Annotated in this window: 15 protein-coding genes and 1 tRNA gene; 4 read left to right on the top strand and 12 right to left on the bottom strand. The window is 59.6% G+C overall.

The window, feature by feature from the left end:
* Positions 1 to 28: 28 nt before the first annotated feature.
* Positions 29 to 1,408 (bottom strand): adenylosuccinate synthase, encoded by a 1,380-nt coding sequence (locus ACOZ4O_RS01830; RefSeq protein WP_424523609.1) that lies wholly within the window; start codon positions 1,406 to 1,408, stop codon positions 29 to 31.
* Between the two features lie 230 nt (positions 1,409 to 1,638).
* On the opposite strand from ACOZ4O_RS01830, the gene ACOZ4O_RS01825 reads away from it, so the two are divergent.
* Positions 1,639 to 1,941 (top strand): hypothetical protein, encoded by a 303-nt coding sequence (locus ACOZ4O_RS01825; protein WP_424523608.1) that lies wholly within the window; start codon positions 1,639 to 1,641, stop codon positions 1,939 to 1,941.
* Here ACOZ4O_RS01825 and ACOZ4O_RS01820 read toward each other — a convergent pair.
* Positions 1,938 to 4,139: a DUF7527 domain-containing protein gene (locus ACOZ4O_RS01820; protein ID WP_424523607.1), complete on the bottom strand. Its 2,202-nt coding sequence runs from the start codon at positions 4,137 to 4,139 to the stop codon at positions 1,938 to 1,940. The two genes, ACOZ4O_RS01825 and ACOZ4O_RS01820, sit on opposite strands and share 4 nt — an antisense overlap.
* Before the next feature lie 87 nt (positions 4,140 to 4,226).
* On the opposite strand from ACOZ4O_RS01820, the gene ACOZ4O_RS01815 reads away from it, so the two are divergent.
* Positions 4,227 to 5,102, top strand: coding sequence for a 3-hydroxyacyl-CoA dehydrogenase family protein (locus ACOZ4O_RS01815; protein WP_424523606.1), 876 nt, complete (start codon positions 4,227 to 4,229; stop codon positions 5,100 to 5,102).
* Between the two features lie 530 nt (positions 5,103 to 5,632).
* Here the strand turns inward: ACOZ4O_RS01815 and ACOZ4O_RS01810 are convergent.
* The 3 genes from ACOZ4O_RS01810 to ACOZ4O_RS01800 form a co-directional block, all read right to left on the bottom strand.
* On the bottom strand, positions 5,633 to 6,643 hold the full coding sequence (locus tag ACOZ4O_RS01810; RefSeq protein ID WP_424523605.1) for a tyrosine-type recombinase/integrase: 1,011 nt from the start codon (positions 6,641 to 6,643) through the stop codon (positions 5,633 to 5,635).
* A 193-nt stretch (positions 6,644 to 6,836) separates the two neighbouring features.
* Positions 6,837 to 8,201: an alpha/beta fold hydrolase gene (locus ACOZ4O_RS01805; protein WP_424523604.1), complete on the bottom strand. Its 1,365-nt coding sequence runs from the start codon at positions 8,199 to 8,201 to the stop codon at positions 6,837 to 6,839.
* Positions 8,202 to 8,789: 588 nt separating this feature from the next.
* Positions 8,790 to 9,068, bottom strand: a complete 279-nt coding sequence (locus ACOZ4O_RS01800; protein WP_424523603.1) for a type II toxin-antitoxin system HicB family antitoxin — start codon at positions 9,066 to 9,068, stop codon at positions 8,790 to 8,792.
* A gap of 722 nt (positions 9,069 to 9,790) precedes the next feature.
* On the opposite strand from ACOZ4O_RS01800, the gene ACOZ4O_RS01795 reads away from it, so the two are divergent.
* Positions 9,791 to 10,243 (top strand): hypothetical protein, encoded by a 453-nt coding sequence (locus ACOZ4O_RS01795; RefSeq protein WP_424523602.1) that lies wholly within the window; start codon positions 9,791 to 9,793, stop codon positions 10,241 to 10,243.
* Positions 10,244 to 10,271: 28 nt separating this feature from the next.
* Here ACOZ4O_RS01795 and ACOZ4O_RS01790 read toward each other — a convergent pair whose 3' ends face one another.
* Positions 10,272 to 11,432, bottom strand: coding sequence for a PD-(D/E)XK nuclease family protein (locus ACOZ4O_RS01790; RefSeq protein WP_424523601.1), 1,161 nt, complete (start codon positions 11,430 to 11,432; stop codon positions 10,272 to 10,274).
* Positions 11,433 to 11,731: 299 nt separating this feature from the next.
* Between ACOZ4O_RS01790 and ACOZ4O_RS01785 the strand changes: the two genes are divergently transcribed.
* On the top strand, positions 11,732 to 12,868 hold the full coding sequence (locus ACOZ4O_RS01785; protein ID WP_424523600.1) for a hypothetical protein: 1,137 nt from the start codon (positions 11,732 to 11,734) through the stop codon (positions 12,866 to 12,868).
* 530 nt (positions 12,869 to 13,398) lie between these two features.
* Here ACOZ4O_RS01785 and ACOZ4O_RS01780 read toward each other — a convergent pair.
* The 6 genes from ACOZ4O_RS01780 to ACOZ4O_RS01755 all read right to left on the bottom strand — a co-directional run bounded on the left by ACOZ4O_RS01780 (position 13,399) and on the right by ACOZ4O_RS01755 (position 16,520).
* Positions 13,399 to 14,127, bottom strand: coding sequence for a hypothetical protein (locus ACOZ4O_RS01780; RefSeq protein ID WP_424523599.1), 729 nt, complete (start codon positions 14,125 to 14,127; stop codon positions 13,399 to 13,401).
* 143 nt (positions 14,128 to 14,270) lie between these two features.
* Positions 14,271 to 14,447: transfer RNA gene (locus tag ACOZ4O_RS01775), tRNA-Trp, on the bottom strand.
* A 43-nt stretch (positions 14,448 to 14,490) separates the two neighbouring features.
* Positions 14,491 to 15,150 carry an ATP-binding protein gene (locus ACOZ4O_RS01770; RefSeq protein WP_424523598.1) on the bottom strand — a complete coding sequence of 220 codons (660 nt, stop codon included), beginning with the start codon at positions 15,148 to 15,150 and terminating at the stop codon, positions 14,491 to 14,493.
* On the bottom strand, positions 15,147 to 15,374 hold the full coding sequence (locus tag ACOZ4O_RS01765) for a DUF5795 family protein (protein WP_424523597.1): 228 nt from the start codon (positions 15,372 to 15,374) through the stop codon (positions 15,147 to 15,149). The genes ACOZ4O_RS01770 and ACOZ4O_RS01765 overlap by 4 nt, the downstream gene beginning before the upstream one ends.
* 37 nt (positions 15,375 to 15,411) lie before the next feature.
* Positions 15,412 to 16,323 (bottom strand): DUF5794 domain-containing protein, encoded by a 912-nt coding sequence (locus ACOZ4O_RS01760; RefSeq protein WP_424523596.1) that lies wholly within the window; start codon positions 16,321 to 16,323, stop codon positions 15,412 to 15,414.
* Positions 16,323 to 16,520, bottom strand: a complete 198-nt coding sequence (locus tag ACOZ4O_RS01755; RefSeq protein ID WP_424523595.1) for a hypothetical protein — start codon at positions 16,518 to 16,520, stop codon at positions 16,323 to 16,325. The genes ACOZ4O_RS01760 and ACOZ4O_RS01755 overlap by 1 nt, the downstream gene beginning before the upstream one ends.
* Positions 16,521 to 16,738: the final 218 nt, after the last annotated feature.

Raw genomic sequence — 16,738 nt, 5'->3', positions numbered from 1 at the left:
GACGGGGGTTCAGAAAAGTATGGGCCGACTACTCGAAGGGGTCGTGGCGGACGACAGTTTCCTCGCGCCCGGGGCCGACGCCGATGGCGTACGCGGGCGCGCCGAGTTCCTCCTCGACGTACTCGACGTAGGCCCGTGCGTTCGCGGGGAGGGCGTCGTAGCCGTCGTCGGCGACGGTCGCCCAGTCGACCTCGGGCCAGCCGTCGAACGTCTCGTAGACGGGGTCGCAGCGCGCCCACTCCTCGGTCGTGGCGGGCATCGTCTCCAGCACCTCGCCGTCCAGTTCGTAGGCGTGCCCGACCTTGACCTCGTCAAGGCCGGCGAGCACGTCGAGGTGGTTGAGGACGAAGCCCGTGAAGCCGCTGGTGCGCGCGGCGTGCCGGAGCATTGGCATGTCGAGCCAGGCGACCCGTCGCGGGCGGCCGGTGACGGTGCCGTACTCGCCGCCCTCCTCGCGGATGTATGTCGCGAGCTCCTCGTTCTCGCCTTCGCCCTGTTCGTCGTAGCCGGGGGTGTCGCCCTCGACGCCGCCGAGTTCGGTGGGCATCGGGCCGCTGCCGACGCGGGTGAGGTAGGATTTCACGATTCCCACGACGTCGCCGGACCCGACGACGCCGGGGCTGAGACCAGTGCCGGTCGCGGCGCCGCCCGCGGTCGGATTGGAGGAGGTGACGTAGGGGTAGTTGCCGTGGTCGATGTCGATGATGGTTCCCTGCGCGCCTTCCATCATCACGTTCTCGCCGTCGTCGATGGCGGCCGAGAGGAACTCCCCGGCGTTCACGAGCATGTCGTTCTCATCGAGGCGTTCGCCGATTGCAGTGAATTCGTCGTGGAGTGCGTCGACATCGAACGCGTCGGGGTTCTCCAGGTCGTCGATGTCGATGTCGTAGACGTTCTCGACGAGCGCGCGCTTCTGGGGGACGACGTATTCGAGGCGGTCGCGGAGCACGTCCGGGTTGAGGAGGTCCCCGACGCGGACGCCGCGGCGGCCGGCTTTGTCCTCGTAGGTCGGACCGATGCCGCGACCCGTGGTGCCGACTTCCTGGTCGTCCTCGCTCTTCGCTTCCTCTTCGATACCGTCGAGGACGCGGTGGTAGGGGAGGATGACGTGCGCGCGCTTGGCGACGCGAACGTCGGGGTCGAGGCCGCGCTCGCGGAGCGCGTCGAGTTCGTCGAAGAGCGTGCGGGGGTTGACGACGCATCCGTTTCCGAGGACGCCGGTCTTTCCGCGGACGGCGCCGGAGGGGACGAGCGAGAGCTTGTACTCGTCGCCCTCGTGGACGACGGTGTGGCCTGCGTTGTCGCCGCCCTGGTAGCGCGCGACGACGTCGACGGCGTCGCCGAAGATGTCGACGACGCCGCCCTTCCCTTCGTCGCCCAGTTGGGCGCCGACGATGGTGACGGTCATGGTCGGATAGTTCCGCGCCCCGGGTAAACCGATTACGGATTCGACGCCGAAAATACGCACGTTCGTGCCGTGTCGGGAAGGGTTCGTCTTCCGTGTAGGCACGTCCGGCCAATGTCGTCGGGCGCGCCCACAACGGTTATATCCGGGCGCATCGAAGCGTTCGAATTGAGAGAAGCAGGCGTTCGCGGAGAGTAACCTTTAAACTCCGTAAAGACAAGTTAACAAATGCCATGATAGACCGCCTTGAGAAGGAAGTCGACATGCTCGAACGGCACCTCCAGGTTCTGCGGATGGTCCTCGAGCGCGAACCCATCGGTATCGTCAAGATGTCGAACGAAACCGGCTACCCGCACCACAAGGTCCGGTACAGCCTTCGCGTCCTCGAAGAGGAAGACCTCATCGAGGCGTCCAGCCAGGGAGCGATTACCACCGAACGAACCGAGGAGTTCGTCGACGAACTCGACGACAAAGTAGACGAAATCATCGGGAAGCTCGAGTCGATGAAAATCGACACCGAAGAAGCCGAAGTTTAGAGTTCTGGGACCGTCACGTGGAACGTCTCGTTTCTGTCCTCGACTAGGCAGAGGTGGAACCCCGACTTCCGGGCGACTTTGACGTAGCTCTCCTTGTCGCTGCGTGAGAGGAATCCGCCGCCGTCGGTCGCGTCCTTCGCTGTCTCCAGCGCGTCGGGTTCGAAGAACGACGCGGTGACGTAGAACGCGCCGCCGAGCGTCTCCTGGGCGGACGCGACGACTTCGGCGTTCTCCACGAGGTCCGTCATCTCGTCGCCCGTGACCGGGTCGCGTTCGGGGTTGAGTTCGGCGACCAGGAGGGGGTTGCCCATGCGGTCGCGGAGCACCACGTCGAACGTCGAGCGCAGTTCCTCGCCGTCCTCGTCGCGGACGGAGACGGTGCCGTCGAGTTCGGCACGGTCGATATCGGGAATCGCGTCGAACACGTCCGCGATGTCCTTCGTTCGGCCGGTGTCGAGGAGTTCGTAGGGGAGGTCGCGGACGATCCAGGAGACGAACCGGTAGGCGGCGGTCTGCTGGAGGAAGTCGTCGAAGGGCTCACCGTCGACCGTCACGTCGTTCGCGTCGAACTGCGTGTGGTGTTCGAGTCGGAGGTTCGCGTTCACGGCCTCCCGGCTCGCGTCACCATCCGCGATGGCGTCCAGCGTCGGGTCAGCCTTCGAGCCGTACCGGACGAAGAGGTTCGTGCCGGCGAGCGCGTCCGCGGGCGTGCGGTCAGACGGCGCGGTCGCCTCGGACCCACCCGCTTTCTCCGCTCGCTCGCGCGCCGTCTCTAGGTCGGCGCGCAGTTCCTCGACTTCGTTCCGAAGCGTGTCACGCTCGTCTTCGAGTTCGCGGACCTTCGCCCGGAGCTTCTCGGTCTCGCTCTCGGCTTCCTGCGCGCGCGCTTCGAGTTCCTCGATGCGGTCCTCGCGCGCCGCCACCGCCTGCTTCAGCGTCGCCACCTGCTCGGATGCACTCGCGGACTGCTGGCTGCGGGACTGCGAGCGCCGCTGCGCACTCGTCTTCTTTTTCTTCGTTCGCTGAGCCGTACTCGACGACGACTTCGCACCTCCGGAAATCGGCCGAGTCGCCGCTTTCTCGGGGTCGAGCGACGGCACGGTCGTCGTCTCCCGCCACTCTTCTTCCTCGGAGAACACGCCGTCCTCCGCGTTTGCGGCGTTCGCCGCCTCCGCTGCGGTCGCTGTCTCCGCCGCGGTGTCCGTGGTCGACGACTCGGTGTCGTCGACTGCACGCGCGGACGGCGACTGCTCCACGCCCTCGACCTCCGGGCGCTCCGGCGACGGCCGAACCCCGCTACTCGCGTTCACGTCGGCCGCCTGCTCACCGCTCGGCTGGCGGTCCGACACCGATTCGTCCGACTCGTCGCCAGCGCCCTCTTTCTGGCTGATCGTGTCGGCCTCGACTTCCGTAATCGCGGATTCGTCTGTCGTCGGGTCGTCCGTCGCGGGCGCCGCCGACTCACTGGCGGTCTCGGCCTCTGAGGTAGCCTTGTCTGCGTCAGTGTCCGCCTGCTCCGCGTCCGGAATATCGGCTGTTCCCGTGGTCTCGTCCGTCGTGTCGGCTGTATCGGCTTCGTCAGTCGCACCGGCTGCCGCGCCAGCGGCCGCGGCGTCAGTCGCTGTCGAGTCGTCCGATTCGTCGGGTTCGGGCTCCGGTGGTTCGGGGACGTCGGTCACGTCGAGGTCGACTTTCACGACCTCGTACAGGCCGACTTCGTCGTCCGCGCGCTCGAACGCATCGTCGCCGGTGATGAGTTCCTCGCTTGACCCGACGAACGCCGCGCTCAGCGACCGACCGCCGTAGTACGCGGTGTAGTAGTCGCCGGAGAGAACGTTCTCCGAGAGTTCGACGTAGCCCGTGAACCCCGCGTCCGCGAGCGTTTCGTTCGTCTCCGAAAGCGGCGTGTCGTTCGTGTAGTAGGTCGCCTGCGTCTCCCCGCCTTCCTCCTGCATCGCGAACAACAACGGCAGGGAGAGGTGCGGTGCCTCGTAGACGTCGAGTGAGGCGTCCTCGAAGTCCTCGATACTCCCCTCGAACACCCCCACGACGCGGCCGTTCAACATGAACAGCCACGTGTCGTCCGCCACGACGGCACCCGAGAACTCTCGGTCAGCGAGCTCGTGCAGGCCGCGGTAGCCGTCGGCAGCGGACGCCGACGACCACGACCGCACGCGCTCGACCGTACGTGAATCCATATACGTGAGCGAGGAAGCCGCGACGTATAAAATCTCGCTCTCCACGAGACCGAACGGTTTTCGTGACCGTCGCTCCCACCCGAGAGCATGCACGTAACGGTCGTTGGCGCGGGACAGATGGGGAGCGGAATCGCACAGGTGTCGGCGATGGCCGGCCACGACGTGGTCGTTCGCGACATCGACGCGGACCGCGTCTCCGCGGGAATCGACGGAATCGAGGACACGCTCGCGGAGGGCGTCGACCGCGGAAAAGTCACGGAAGACGAGCGCAATGCCGCGCTCGACCGCATCGAGGGAATCGTCGACCTCGAGGACGCCGTCGCGAACGCCGACCTCGTCGTCGAAGCCGTCCCCGAGGACATGGACCTCAAACAGGACGTACTCACGGATGTCGAGGACGCCGCACCCGCCGACGCCGTCCTCGGCTCGAACACGTCCAGCCTCCCCGTCACCGAACTCGCGAGCGCCCTCGACGACCCCTCGCGCGCCATCGGCCTCCACTTCTTCAACCCCCCACACCTGATGGATCTCGTCGAAGTCGTCGTCGCCGAACAGACCAGCGACGACACCGAAACGCTCGCCATCGACTACGTCGACACCCTCGAAAAGGAATCCGTCGTCGTCCGCGACACCCCCGGATTCGCCACCTCCCGACTCGGCGTCGCACTCGGCCTCGAAGCCGCCCGCATGGTCGAAGAAGGCGTCGCCAGCCCCAGCGACATCGACGCCGGCATGCGCGAAGGCTACAACCACCCCATGGGCCCCCTCGAACTCACCGACCTCGTCGGCCTCGACGTCCGCCTCGACATCGCCGAAAGCCTCCGCGACGAACTCGGCGAACGCTTCAAACCCCCGCAGATACTCAAACGCAAAGTCCGCGCCGGCGACCTCGGCAAGAAAACCGGCACCGGATTCTACGAATACGACGACAACGGCAACAAAACCGGCCCCGCCGACTACTGAAACCCAAGCACCGCCGTGGTAAGATTTAGGAAGTTTAAGAGCTATCTATCGATGATGAAAGCGGTAATTAAGGGAGAGAATCACGCATCAAAAGCCGATAAAGACGCGTTTATAACGGAAGCACAACGTCCAGATCGATCTTTCCTCGTATACCCTTGATTTGTACCCCAGTGAGGCAAAAGAGCGATACGCTACAGAGCACGAGCAGCTTTGGATCGATTTCGCTGAAGAGGCCGTTGAACGTGTCGGACGCGCAGATCTGAAGAACGAACCTGCGTTGTCGAAGTCAGAGTTCGCAGGAAAAGTCAGGACGCTCAATTGAGCTGGTTGTTAGTCTTGGAGTGTGGCGACCGTCTTGCCTGCCTCTTCGGCTTGGCTGCTACGCTCCATGTCGAACGTAGCAAGTGCCTCGTCAACTGCCTCATCAAGGATCATTGTGTTTTACTATTAGCCTCGAAAGGTTAAAAACGCTTGGTTGGGCCAGATCAGTACTGGCAGATTCCCCTGAGTTGGTGGTCGGGCTGGATGAGTTACGCTAAGTCAAAACGGCTATCTGTACGGCTTTCGGAAAGTTGGGTGTAGCTTGGGTCAGCAAGCATCGTTCGGTACGCGTGGTCAATGTCGCGTCCGGAGAGATGGACATAACGGCCGGGAACGCGCGAACCAGGCACCCAGCCGAACCAGACACACATCTGTGCTTCGGTGAGATGATTCGCTAGGTAGGTTGCACGACTATGTCTGAAGTGGTGGGGGTTGACGGGTTTCTCAATCCCGACTTTCCCCCTCGCCTTGTCGAGAATCCGTAAGCGGATGTACTGGTAGCTAATCGTTTCGTCCGGCGACCCCTGACCCTCGTCTATTTTGCACCAGAGCGGTGCATCCGGCCGTCTGTTAGGATGAGTATCGAGCCACGCATTCAGGTGTGGCTCCGATTCAAGCAGGAGGAGCCGACGCGAGCCAGTTTTCCCGGAGACGACCACTTGCTTCCCTTGTGTGGTTTCCTCAATATGGCTGACTTGGAGGTCGATTAGCTCGCCGATCCTAGCCCCAGTTTCCCACAGTACGGCGATAAATGCCCGGTCACGCTCGTTGGGACATGCCTCAACTAACGCTTGAACATCGTGTGGTGTAAGCAGGCTTTGGGGCAGGATTCGTTTCTGTTCGATCGGTCCACGTCGAATCCACTTCGTTTCCTCGGGATCTTCGCCGTCGTTCAGCCATTTCCAAAACTGCTTGATCGCTTGTTTGTAATCGACGACAGTTGAGGCGCTCGTACCGCGAGTGTACAGCCACGCGACGAGCTCTACAAGGTCGTCTTTGTTGAGCTCCGTAAACGGCGTTTGACCGACGTGATCCGCGATGATCTTGAAATGGGCGAGGACTTTCTGTTGTTGTGCAGCGCTAATGTCTGCCAGCACCATATCGCGGTGATACTCTCGAATAAGCCGCTTGTTCTCTGGGTGGAGGTGTGCGGCGGATTCGACGTATGTCAGTGTTCGATCTGCCGCTGCCTCGTAATCCATCGTCGGCATGCCGTCCATAGAGGGCTCCGATGGGCATAACCCATCCGTGTTCGGTTACGCATCGGCTTGGCTCTTGAAGAGGGTGGTTAGCGCATTCTCTCTCCACCCGGTATACAACGATAGCTTCGTCACCAGAGCACCATCACTGGGTTTCTCCGCGTAACCGAACACGGATGCTGATGGAACCTGGTTCCGAAGTTCCTGCTCTCCGCTACCTGTTGGCTTCGATACCGTAGTCCGCTGGTTCAAGTACAGCTGGGACTGGTTCATCTCGTTTGCCGCGAATATCGTTGAGAACCTCTTTGAGGTACTCGGGGAAGAGACGGGGGCGTTCAGCCATCGGGAAGTGACCGGTGGCTTTCATTTCGTGGGCGGATGCACCTTCCCCAATCGCGTCGGCGGCTTCGCGTGCGGCATCAGGGTTCGTGAGATAATCGTACTCCCCGTTCATCAGGTACATCGGAACCTGTGTCGCATCAATATCGCTTGCAGTCTCTCGATAGTCGTGTTCCATGGAGTAGTAGTAGAGATCGCCTTTGAGCACCCCATTCGCGCCTTGCTCGTAGAGGTAAAGGGTCTCACGTCGTGCCCACTCTGGGCTCTGTGGGGCCATCAGCCCCCAGGTGGTGTAGGAGATGACGTCGTTGGCGTTGACATGTGGATGGTCGAGCCACTGGATGTAGAATCCGGGAGTAAACAACCCTGCTTCGAGTCCGATGAGAGCCCGGAAACGGTCAGGGTACCAGTCACCGAGTTCGAGTGTTATCGTGCCACCCATGCTGGATCCGATGAAGATGGGGTTGTCGAGTTCGAGCGCGTCTGCGATGGAGACGATGGTGTCTGTGAATCGCTCGGCAGTGAGGTCGTATTGGTCTGCCCACCATGATTCGCTCGACGGGGGAATGGATTTGCCGTGTCGTGGGAGGTCGTAGGCGATAACTCGGAAATTCTCGGTAATCTCGTCGTCATTAAGGATGTGACGCCACTGCTGGTTGTTGCAGCCAGCGGTGTGTTGGCACAGCAATGGAATACCATCCTTCGGCCCAGCAGCCTCGTAGTAAATCCGGTGGTTAACTCCGTCTAATTCGACAGTAACGTATCGGCCTTCGATTTGGTCCCCCGATTCGTGAGGGCGTGTAGTTCCAGCTGTTCGAGGGTCGGCTCCGGTTTGGACGGTCCGCATCAGCTCAATCGCTCTCTGAAAGGCGCGAAAATTCTGGAATATTTTCTTGTGATCCCCGATGAGGTCGAAATACCCATCTTCTCGCTTAACGGCCGTTCGGTAGAACGATGCAAACACCTCGTTGTGGTGCGCAGATGGAACTTCGGCAACGAACTCCTCCCACGCACCGGGTTCTCCGATCACGCCGAACGACCACGAGTCGTTTAGTCCAGGGGTTCGAATATCAGTGATTTCTCCGTTCACCATCTCGATGAGGGTCTGATCGTCTCCGATGCCGATTACAAAGTTCTCATTGAATGCATCCCGTCCATGGAGAGTCATCTCCGGATCGTCGTTCACTACGTCCTGGTACTCGTCCCACCATTGGTCACTGGCTAGCTCGTATTCTGGCATCATTCAGTCCCTTAGGGTTGCTGCGTGGAGTCTCGTTAACGCCACGTGTTTAGAAATTCACTAGTAGCACCCATAAGTGTGTGGGGGAAGTTAACTTAGGACACTATTTGTGTTCGGTTAAGCCCGAGCCGACGGTTTTGAGAGTCTTTTTCGAAACAGGCTACTCTACCGCGTGCGCCCGCCACGGGCGTTTTGGACCGTGTATCTCTGTTGAAATCCTCAGTAGGTGACAAGACCTAGCCCCGTTGCGGTCAATACAGTTCCTCCATCGAACAGTAGTTTTTCCGGCGAATCTGGAGAGATACCGAGCTACCAACTCTTGCTACCGGTTCCGCGCAATCCATTCACAGAATGCGTCAAAGTCATTCGCGCCAGCTTGGTCGGCAACATCGTGGAGCGTCCCGATAGCCACATGGTCATGCTGTGGAACGACGACCGTTCGCGGTTCCGTATCATGGCTCTCCGGGGGATTCCACGTCAGGATAGCGTGATCACCGTTGAATCGGGCCAGTGAGTAATTCCCAGTGTTCACGAGAACGTTCACGATTTCTTTCCCGGAGAAGTCGCGCGTGACCATTCGAGATGGCGTTACTGGAGAACGTCGGGGAGTTCCCCGGATTCGTTCTCTTTCGGGTCGATCCCGAGTTCTCGAAGCTCCTGTTCGGTCGGTGACCGCCCAGCACCGTGGTACCCGGCCACCGCTTCGTCGAGGTTCTCCAGCGCGGCTTCCCGCGTGTCACCCTGGGAAGCCACACCTGTATCTTCGTCGCGGGCCACCCACATCTCACTGTCCTCTTCGTACGTGAGGGTGATCTCCCGCGGTGGTGTGGGTTTTTCCCCGCCACTCTTCCCGGCGTCGGCACTCATACGTCTACGAATGAGCGAGAGCAAGATAAGTGCTTGCCACAGAGGATTCCTAACTGCTTCTCCCGTATCAGGCGTTGGTAGTACGGTTCATTTAATCAGTCCTGATTCAGTATTCGAAGCCGTGAATTCGGAAAATAGCCAGTAGCTACCTAACGGCTGTTTCAACGGAGAAAAAGCCGAACGATAGGCGTTCACAGAACCGACCGTGTAGTATATTACTGAGAGTGTTAGCAGAACACAGGTGGACAGGGGATATCTCGTTGATGATTGGGCCTGTGAGATCTTGCGCATAACCTTAGGAAGTGATATACGACTTTTTATGTGACTTCCCTCACCATAGTTAGTTGCCGTGGACCGTTCCACACGGCGACAGAGAGTGTCTCTGTGTTCCCCAACTGCCGCCCCATCGTGTAGTGTGGTGGCTATCACGATAGGGGCACGGCAGTGACTCAAACGAGACGCCGGCCTACAGAACAACCCACTGCAGCGTTCGATAGTTTTGGCGGATGTTGAGCACACGGATAACGTAGATCGGAACAACTGACTCTCAAACAGTACGTCTCGTTGGATATCCAAGGAAGTTCAAACACCCTGTAGCCGGTTAATCCTCATTCACCCCGGGTATCGTAGCGAGAGACAGCGGTGGTACCTCGGAATCCTCATTTTGTTGGTTTTTATATAACTCCTCAAAACCAAGTGGGAACACTCCTTTCAGCCGGATGATGGTTCAAGATTCGACGACTGATCGCGCAGTCGTAGTAACCGAGCACGATCCGGTGACTGTCGTTGATGAACTCCCGCAGTGTGTGTTCCCAGTGACGGCCACAGTCGAGTTACAGCGATCAATTGCTGATGACGATCCGTACGAAGACGTACATCCACCGGAGTATCCGGTTGAGGTTCGAGAGCCGCAGTCGGTTCCATACGTACCGGAAACAACGGTGTATTTTGATAACCCAGCGGAGCGTGCGCCGGGTGGTGAACAGACGTGGAATCCACGGGAGTTTGTGACCGCAATGAGCGAGGTAACGACGCAGCTCGGTGAGTCACCAGCGGATCCGGATGAACTTCGCTTGACCGGACTCGTCATCGCCGAACTCACTGGACACGGTGTTGATTCGGCATATGAGTACTTGTATCTCTCACCCAGTTTTAGCATCTTTAGAGGAGTCTAATGGAGCCACAACCACTCCCTGGTCAGGGTTACGAGTCTGTATATTCGTTCACGATTTCCTCAATAGGCTCACCAACCAGACTGTGGAGCTGTTGGATCTCCTCAGTCGCCGCTTGAATCGACGCCTGTGGGTTCTCGATATCAAGGGGGAGTGACTTCGCAACGAGTGCGTAGGCACCGTTGACGTACTCCCAGCCCGCGTCCTCGAATGTCTCCTGACTCACTCTCGAAGACAGCTTCTCCCGGAGTTCCGCTTTGCCCGTATGCTCGATGTCCAGCCGGAGTCTGATTGTCGGCTGTTTCTGATTCAGCGAGAGGTGTGGCTCGTATTCGATGTTGGTTCCGGACCCGACATCTCGCCACTCCGGCTTGTAAAGTTGAATATACGTATTCGGCCGGGTGTTCGAAACCCATCCCTCATGGCCGAACTCCGCGAAGAACGTCTCCTCAAGCGAATTGTAGAGTCGCTCTTTGTCACGTTCGAATGCGTCTCGCACTCGATTGATGGTCTCGGCGTATTCGGTGTACAGTACAGTCTCGTCAGAAATCTGGTTGATGTCGCCCATGTTCAGTTCGAGTTGAATCGTATCGATGAAATCCGCCAGCTGTGCGCTGCTCTTCGTGGGGTATTTTCCGAACCCGTCGGTCAATACGGTCTCAAGCTCCGCGACTATCTGCTCCCAAGAGATATCAACAAAGTCCTCCGAGACTGAGTCAGGGGCGTCTTTAGGAGCGATATAGACGTACTCGTCAGTCCCGCTATATTGGCGGGTGTCGATATCACCGAGTCTCGTCGCGTCGGCGTATCGCTCCGTTTGTGCGTTGGTCTCCGGCGAGTCAACCTTCAGCTCAATACAGACGAACCATTCGTCTGGTTGTCGAAGAAGGATATCGAAAATACCGTCGTCGGTAGACACCTGCGATGAAACCTCGACAGTTTCCAAGCTCCGTAGGGGCCCGGACATGGAGGTGTCGCCGTGGGAGTGGACGGCTCTCAGGAAGGCTCGGAGCACGTCTGTGTCGAACCTATGCGGGTTGGTGGAGTCAAGGAAATAGACGAGTAGTTCTTCCCAGCGTTGTTCGACCCTTGATTGGCCCAAGATTTCTAACGTTGTTTCCGGGGGTCTTTCGATGTTGTTGAGCTTCCCCCGAAGCCCCTCTAGTTGCGCTTGGTAATCTGTTTCATCCACTAGCACCACAATATCTGTAATATCAGAAGTAGCTTTGGCTGGTTCTACCTTTCCGAACTACAGGGGAGTTCGCTCGGTTCGCAACTGTACTGGACAGGGGTTTCACACCACTGAATAAAGAAACCGTATTGGCAACTACTGCTAGATTTGTTGTGTTGGCTCATCTTACGTTACCTGCGGGTGTGGAAGTTTCTGTAATCGATGCGGTGGCTCGACGATCTCGGTTGGTTGTGCTGGTTGTCCCGCCGGATAGAGTCATCTCCCTAACTTTTTTGCTGACAGTTGTTCGATAATCTGGTATGAAACGACGGCGTTTTGTTGGAGGGTGTCTGCTCCCTGTAGTTGGACTGGCAGGCTGTGTAGGGCAGACAGACTCAGAGACGACATCTTCGACAAGTATCGGGGCAGGGACACAGACGGACGCAAAGACTACGTCCCAGAGGATTGGGAGTCAGGCGGTGCCTGGATGGGATGGTGAAGCGCTAGATACGGCCGCGCTGCTTGATGCCCATGTGGAGACGCTTAGCACGGCGGGATCGTATACTGTAGACATTCAGGTAACCGGGGCGGATAGTGCAGACCTCACATTCCAGTTGAATTCTAGTCAACAGCGTATATTCGGTGTATTGGAGGCGTCCAGTCGCCCCGACCGTGAAGCGTATCTCACGGCTAGCGAGTCCGTCATCCAGATTACGGGGGAGGAAACCGAGTATCAGACACAGTCCGGGTTGTCGGTTGACCAGCAATTCGAAGTGATCGCAACCTACCAGAATGACGATTTCAACCTTGACTTCAGTAATTCTGTGGAGTCATTTGAGTACACCGCTGAGGGCACGACAAGATTCAACGAGGACACGGTCGTCAAGTTGGTTTCCAGTAGTACAACTCTCGACACGGACGCCAAAGCAGTCCTCCTCGTTGATGCCAACGGCGTGATTCGATCTGCCGAGTTCACTGTTGGGAACACGACTAAAACATACGAGTTCATTGCGCTCGGAGAGACAACCGTCGGTTCACCGGACTGGATTGACAACGTTCCGCAAGCGACAACTGAAGAACCGGCAAATGGCTCGGAGGAGATAACAATCCAAGAGTCGGATCTGGTTGTTGACGTTGAAGCGCTTCAGTGGTACTGGCAGTTCACCTACCCGGAAAGTGGGATTCAAGCAATGGATCGCTTGGTGGTTCCAGTTGGGCAACCAATTGTGCTCCGGGCGACCTCGTCGGATGTCCCTCACGCACTGACGATTCCTGAATTCGACACAACAGTAGACGCGAAACCGAACGAAACCAACATTACACGATTCACCCCATCAGAGACCGGAGAGGTTTCCTTCGAGTGTACAGAGTACTGTGGGGTCGGCCACAGCAAGCATACGGGCACTATTGTGGTTATGGAGCAAGACGCATACGAGGACTGGAAGTCGAACAATTGATCGCGGCTACTGAGCGGCGAGAGAATAAACTTCGCTATCGACGGAGAGGGGGGTCATCAAGTTGGTCCTTGGTCCAGTCGTGGACCTTGATACTCGGCATGGGTTATCCATTTGACCGATGTGGTAAATCGTTTACCACTGAGTGCCTCGCTCGTTAACTCGGAGTGTCGTACTGTACCACCCGACCGGGAGATGCTAACAGGGACGGGAGCCCCCCATAGCCGACGCCGGTGTATGACTTTGTGGAGATTTCAATCGGTGACGTGAGCTTTCCAACATTGTTGTTAGGAAGGGGTGGGGTGTCTTGTTAGGTAGCGACTCCTCAGTAACGGGCCCAACACACCGCCTACTAGCGAATGAAGCGAATTGAAGAAGGTAGACCCTATTCTAATCGAGTGTTATTTACTATCCCCGCCCCTCCGAAATTAACTGCCGCTCCTATCCTGGGGACGCACCTCCGGTAGTGGCCTCCACTCTACCTAACGCAGTATGTATCGCCCCGCCAACAACGATGTTGGATAGAACCTCCATCATTGATTCCCCTCGGTGACATCGTTGTACACTTCTTCCATCGCATCCCGGAACGTCTCCTTGGGCGCTGCGAGGGCGTTCGGACGCCCAGAACGGAAACGGACCGTCGCGTGACTGCAGCCGTCGATGTCCTCACACTCACAGTTCTCGAACTTAGACAGCCGTGCAGCGTCACGCATCGCCCGGGACACGACCTGCGACCGGCTCGCTTCTTTCACGCCACTCAACAGGTTCTCATCCTCTGCATCGAACTTCCCCAAGAGGATCTCCTTGGCTGCGCCTGAGCTCAGTGAGTACATCTGACCTGACGCATCCACTCTGGTCGCTTCATTGCTGACGACACGATCAACGAATTCACCGTACAATCGGGCCGCGCGTTTTTGCGTTGCGCTTAACGAGCGATCTGCTCCCGTACGAAGGTCGCCGTACATTCGGTGAATCGGGAGCATCTCGTCACGGGCACCGCCAAGTTGAGCGCGATCGTCATCGTCGTGGGCGACTGTTTGTAGTTCCTCGGTTCGCTGGCGGTTCCTGTCGATCAACACGCCAGCTGCAGAACCGGCGAGCGTCACGTCCGTGAGCGCTGCGTCATCTGCAGGTGTGTCTCCGAGCGTCCCGATGAGGGATTCAAGTCTATCGACACGGGATTCTAGCTTGCGCAACCGGGAGACTTCCTGTTCGAGTTCCTCACGACTGAGCTCTTCGGGCGCGCGTGAACTCGCTCCCATCAACACGCACCTCCGTTGGGGGCGAGCGTGTTGTCGGTCACAGGACTGCGTAGCTGGAGTGGTGTTGGTTCCTGGGTGAACTGCGCGGAGGGTTTACCTCTGGTTAGTAGAGGCAACACTCTCCGAAATTTTAATATATGGTATGGGGCCGGAGGGATTTGAACCCCCGATCGACTGATATCTCCGGTGCGCCTCGGAACTCCAGAGGGTCGTCGTCGCGAGCCGATGATCAGTCGGTCGCTCGGTATACCAGTCTGGAATTTCGTCCCGGGCGCGTGGCCTCTGGAGTCAGTCGCCATCCCTGGCTTGGCCACAGCCCCGTGCACTCGTTCGTTGGGGGATTTGTAGTAAATGGGTTTCGGTTCAGGTGAGGTCGAGGTAGTGGTGGGTGGTGTCGTCGAGGGTGCGGGTGACGGTGTCGCCGTGGTCGAATTGGATGGGGTGGTCGAAGTGGGGGCCGTCGTGGACGAAGGTGTGGAATTCGCCGTTTTCGCCGCAGGGGTCGGCGTCGCTGGGGAGGTCGGCGAGAAAGTCGCGGTCGTAGGTGCGGCCGAGGTAGTCGGGGCCGAGGTGGTCGGTGACGCAGACGACGGTCGCTTGGTAGCCGAGGTCGATGAACTCGCGGGCGATGTCCTGGGTGAGTTCGTTCCAGAGCGGCCAGCGGCCGGTGAGCGGCGTGTTGGCGAGGAGGCGTTCGCGGTACTGGCGGATGTCTTCGAGGTAGAGGTCGGCGTACGCGACCTCGGTGACGCCCCGTTCGGCGTAGTCCTGGAAGTGCTCGCGCATCGTGGCTTCGTAGGCGTCGTTCCCGGCGTCAGTGGGGATGTCGATTCGCTGGAGGTCGAACCCGAGCGCGTCCTCTTGGGCCCGAATCAGCCGCCAGCGGACGCCGTGCATGCTCGTGCGGTCGGTCTCCCGGATTCCGGTAGTGTAGAGTTCGAGCGGCGGGTCGCCGGTTTCGATGAGTCGGTGGAGGGCGAGCGTGGCGTCTTTCCCGCCGCTCCACGCGAGGACGGTCGTCACGCCTCGGTTCGCTCGCTCCAGTCGCAGTCCTGGCACTTGTAGGCGGTGGCGAGCTCGGTGACCGAGGGCATGTAGGTGACGGAGATGACGTCGCCGCCGCAGTCGGGGCAGTCGCGGTCGGCGTCCTCGATGGCTTCGGCCTCCATCACGGAGTCGCCTTCGACGAGTTCGGCGAGTTTCTTCGGAGTGACCATGCGGCCTTGAACGACGCGGTTTTCGGACATACTCGGGGAAAACGCGTGGAGCGTCCTAAGACCTCCGTTACAGCCAGGGCGCGCGTTCCTCGCCAGCGTCCTCGCCGGGGTACGCGCGACCTGAGTCCTCGGAATCGCTGTCGCCGCCGTCCGTGGCGGCGGCCTGTTTCGCGGGCTGGTCTACGGGCGGGTCAGCGGGTGGGTTTGCAGGCGAGTCCGCGGACGTCTGGCCGTGCGCGAGTTCGTCGGCGGCGTCGGGGTCGACGGCGAGCACGCCGGCGATGGCGAAGACGACGATAGGTGCTTCGGGCGGGATGGTGGCGGGGACGAACAGGCTGAGCGCGAGCGTCGCGAGCGCGACCGCGCTGCCGAACCGGAAGCGGTCGATGTCGATGAGCCGGTAGAGGTAGGGCTGGGCGAACACGACGCCGAGCGCGAACGCGACGGCGACGAGTCCGGCCGCGGCCGCGTGCAGCATCAGCGTCGGGTTCGTCTGGACGGAGAGCGTCACGTCGCCGAGGCTGATGGCGGCGACGAATCCGAGGCCGACGATGACGCCGGGACTGGGTAGGTACTCGCCGATGGTGGCGCTCGCGGTCTTCGCGGCGATGGCGAGGATGACGAGGGCGGCGAACCGCTCGAACACCTGAATGTCGAGCAGGCTCTCGATGGTTGGCGCGAGCGCCGCTTCGAGGACGGCGAGCGCGACGAGCGGGACGCCGACAGTGAGGACGGCGCGTGCCTGCGTGCGAACGTCGGTTTCGAGCTCGGCTAGGATGACGGCGACCGTGGCGCTCCCGCCGAAGACGAGCAGGCCGACCTGGAGGACGCCGGCCCAGGTGTCGAGTGCGCCCGCGAGCACGAGCGCTGGGAAGATACCGTCGACGAGCGGGAGGAGCATCACGGTCGCGAGGAGGCGGGTCGCGCCGCCGACCTGTCGCTCCAGGCGGAGCGCGATTGGGTGGCGTGAGCTACTCATCAGGGATGATGGCCGTGACCGGGGGCCGTCCGGTGGTAGCGGGGACGCGACGACTGTGACGCGTCGTGTCGACCGGCTGGCTGCCAGTCGAATTTCGGTCCCGTTGTCCCAAATTTCGCGCACACGAGTGTCTGGATGCCGGAGGGGAGGGCGTGGTTGCCGGCGGTGCGCGCGATGCTGGGACTGTGGGAGTCCATACGTTCGCGTATCCAAGACAAACGCATAAGTATTGTGTGAGAAACGGCGACACACACCGATGATAGTTTCGCTCTTTTTTAAACAATGCCGTGGGTTCGTGGGTCCGGAATCCCATATCCCGACGATTGTTCACTTTCACGGCGGTCGTTTCGGGCTGCCATTCCACGAGCGTGTGGCATCGTGGTGCACATCGAGAGGAGTCTCGGAACGCTTTTCC

The sequence above is a fragment of the Salarchaeum japonicum genome (genome assembly GCF_049705945.1).
GTDB lineage: Archaea > Halobacteriota > Halobacteria > Halobacteriales > Halobacteriaceae > Salarchaeum > Salarchaeum japonicum_A.
This window is presented reverse-complemented; position numbering and strand designations above follow the sequence as displayed.

Excerpts from the sequence above, each read along its gene's own strand:
- ACOZ4O_RS01830 (WP_424523609.1), bottom strand. The coding sequence starts at position 1,408 with ATGACCGTCACCATCGTCGGCGCCCAACTGGGCGACGAAGGGAAGGGC.
- ACOZ4O_RS01825 (WP_424523608.1), top strand. The coding sequence starts at position 1,639 with ATGATAGACCGCCTTGAGAAGGAAGTCGACATGCTCGAACGGCACCTC.
- ACOZ4O_RS01820 (WP_424523607.1), bottom strand. The coding sequence starts at position 4,139 with ATGGATTCACGTACGGTCGAGCGCGTGCGGTCGTGGTCGTCGGCGTCC.
- ACOZ4O_RS01815 (WP_424523606.1), top strand. The coding sequence starts at position 4,227 with ATGCACGTAACGGTCGTTGGCGCGGGACAGATGGGGAGCGGAATCGCA.
- ACOZ4O_RS01810 (WP_424523605.1), bottom strand. The coding sequence starts at position 6,643 with ATGGACGGCATGCCGACGATGGATTACGAGGCAGCGGCAGATCGAACA.
- ACOZ4O_RS01805 (WP_424523604.1), bottom strand. The coding sequence starts at position 8,201 with ATGCCAGAATACGAGCTAGCCAGTGACCAATGGTGGGACGAGTACCAG.
- ACOZ4O_RS01800 (WP_424523603.1), bottom strand. The coding sequence starts at position 9,068 with ATGAGTGCCGACGCCGGGAAGAGTGGCGGGGAAAAACCCACACCACCG.
- ACOZ4O_RS01795 (WP_424523602.1), top strand. The coding sequence starts at position 9,791 with ATGGTTCAAGATTCGACGACTGATCGCGCAGTCGTAGTAACCGAGCAC.
- ACOZ4O_RS01785 (WP_424523600.1), top strand. The coding sequence starts at position 11,732 with ATGAAACGACGGCGTTTTGTTGGAGGGTGTCTGCTCCCTGTAGTTGGA.
- ACOZ4O_RS01780 (WP_424523599.1), bottom strand. The coding sequence starts at position 14,127 with ATGGGAGCGAGTTCACGCGCGCCCGAAGAGCTCAGTCGTGAGGAACTC.
- ACOZ4O_RS01765 (WP_424523597.1), bottom strand. The coding sequence starts at position 15,374 with ATGTCCGAAAACCGCGTCGTTCAAGGCCGCATGGTCACTCCGAAGAAA.
- ACOZ4O_RS01760 (WP_424523596.1), bottom strand. The coding sequence starts at position 16,323 with ATGAGTAGCTCACGCCACCCAATCGCGCTCCGCCTGGAGCGACAGGTC.
- ACOZ4O_RS01755 (WP_424523595.1), bottom strand. The coding sequence starts at position 16,520 with ATGGACTCCCACAGTCCCAGCATCGCGCGCACCGCCGGCAACCACGCC.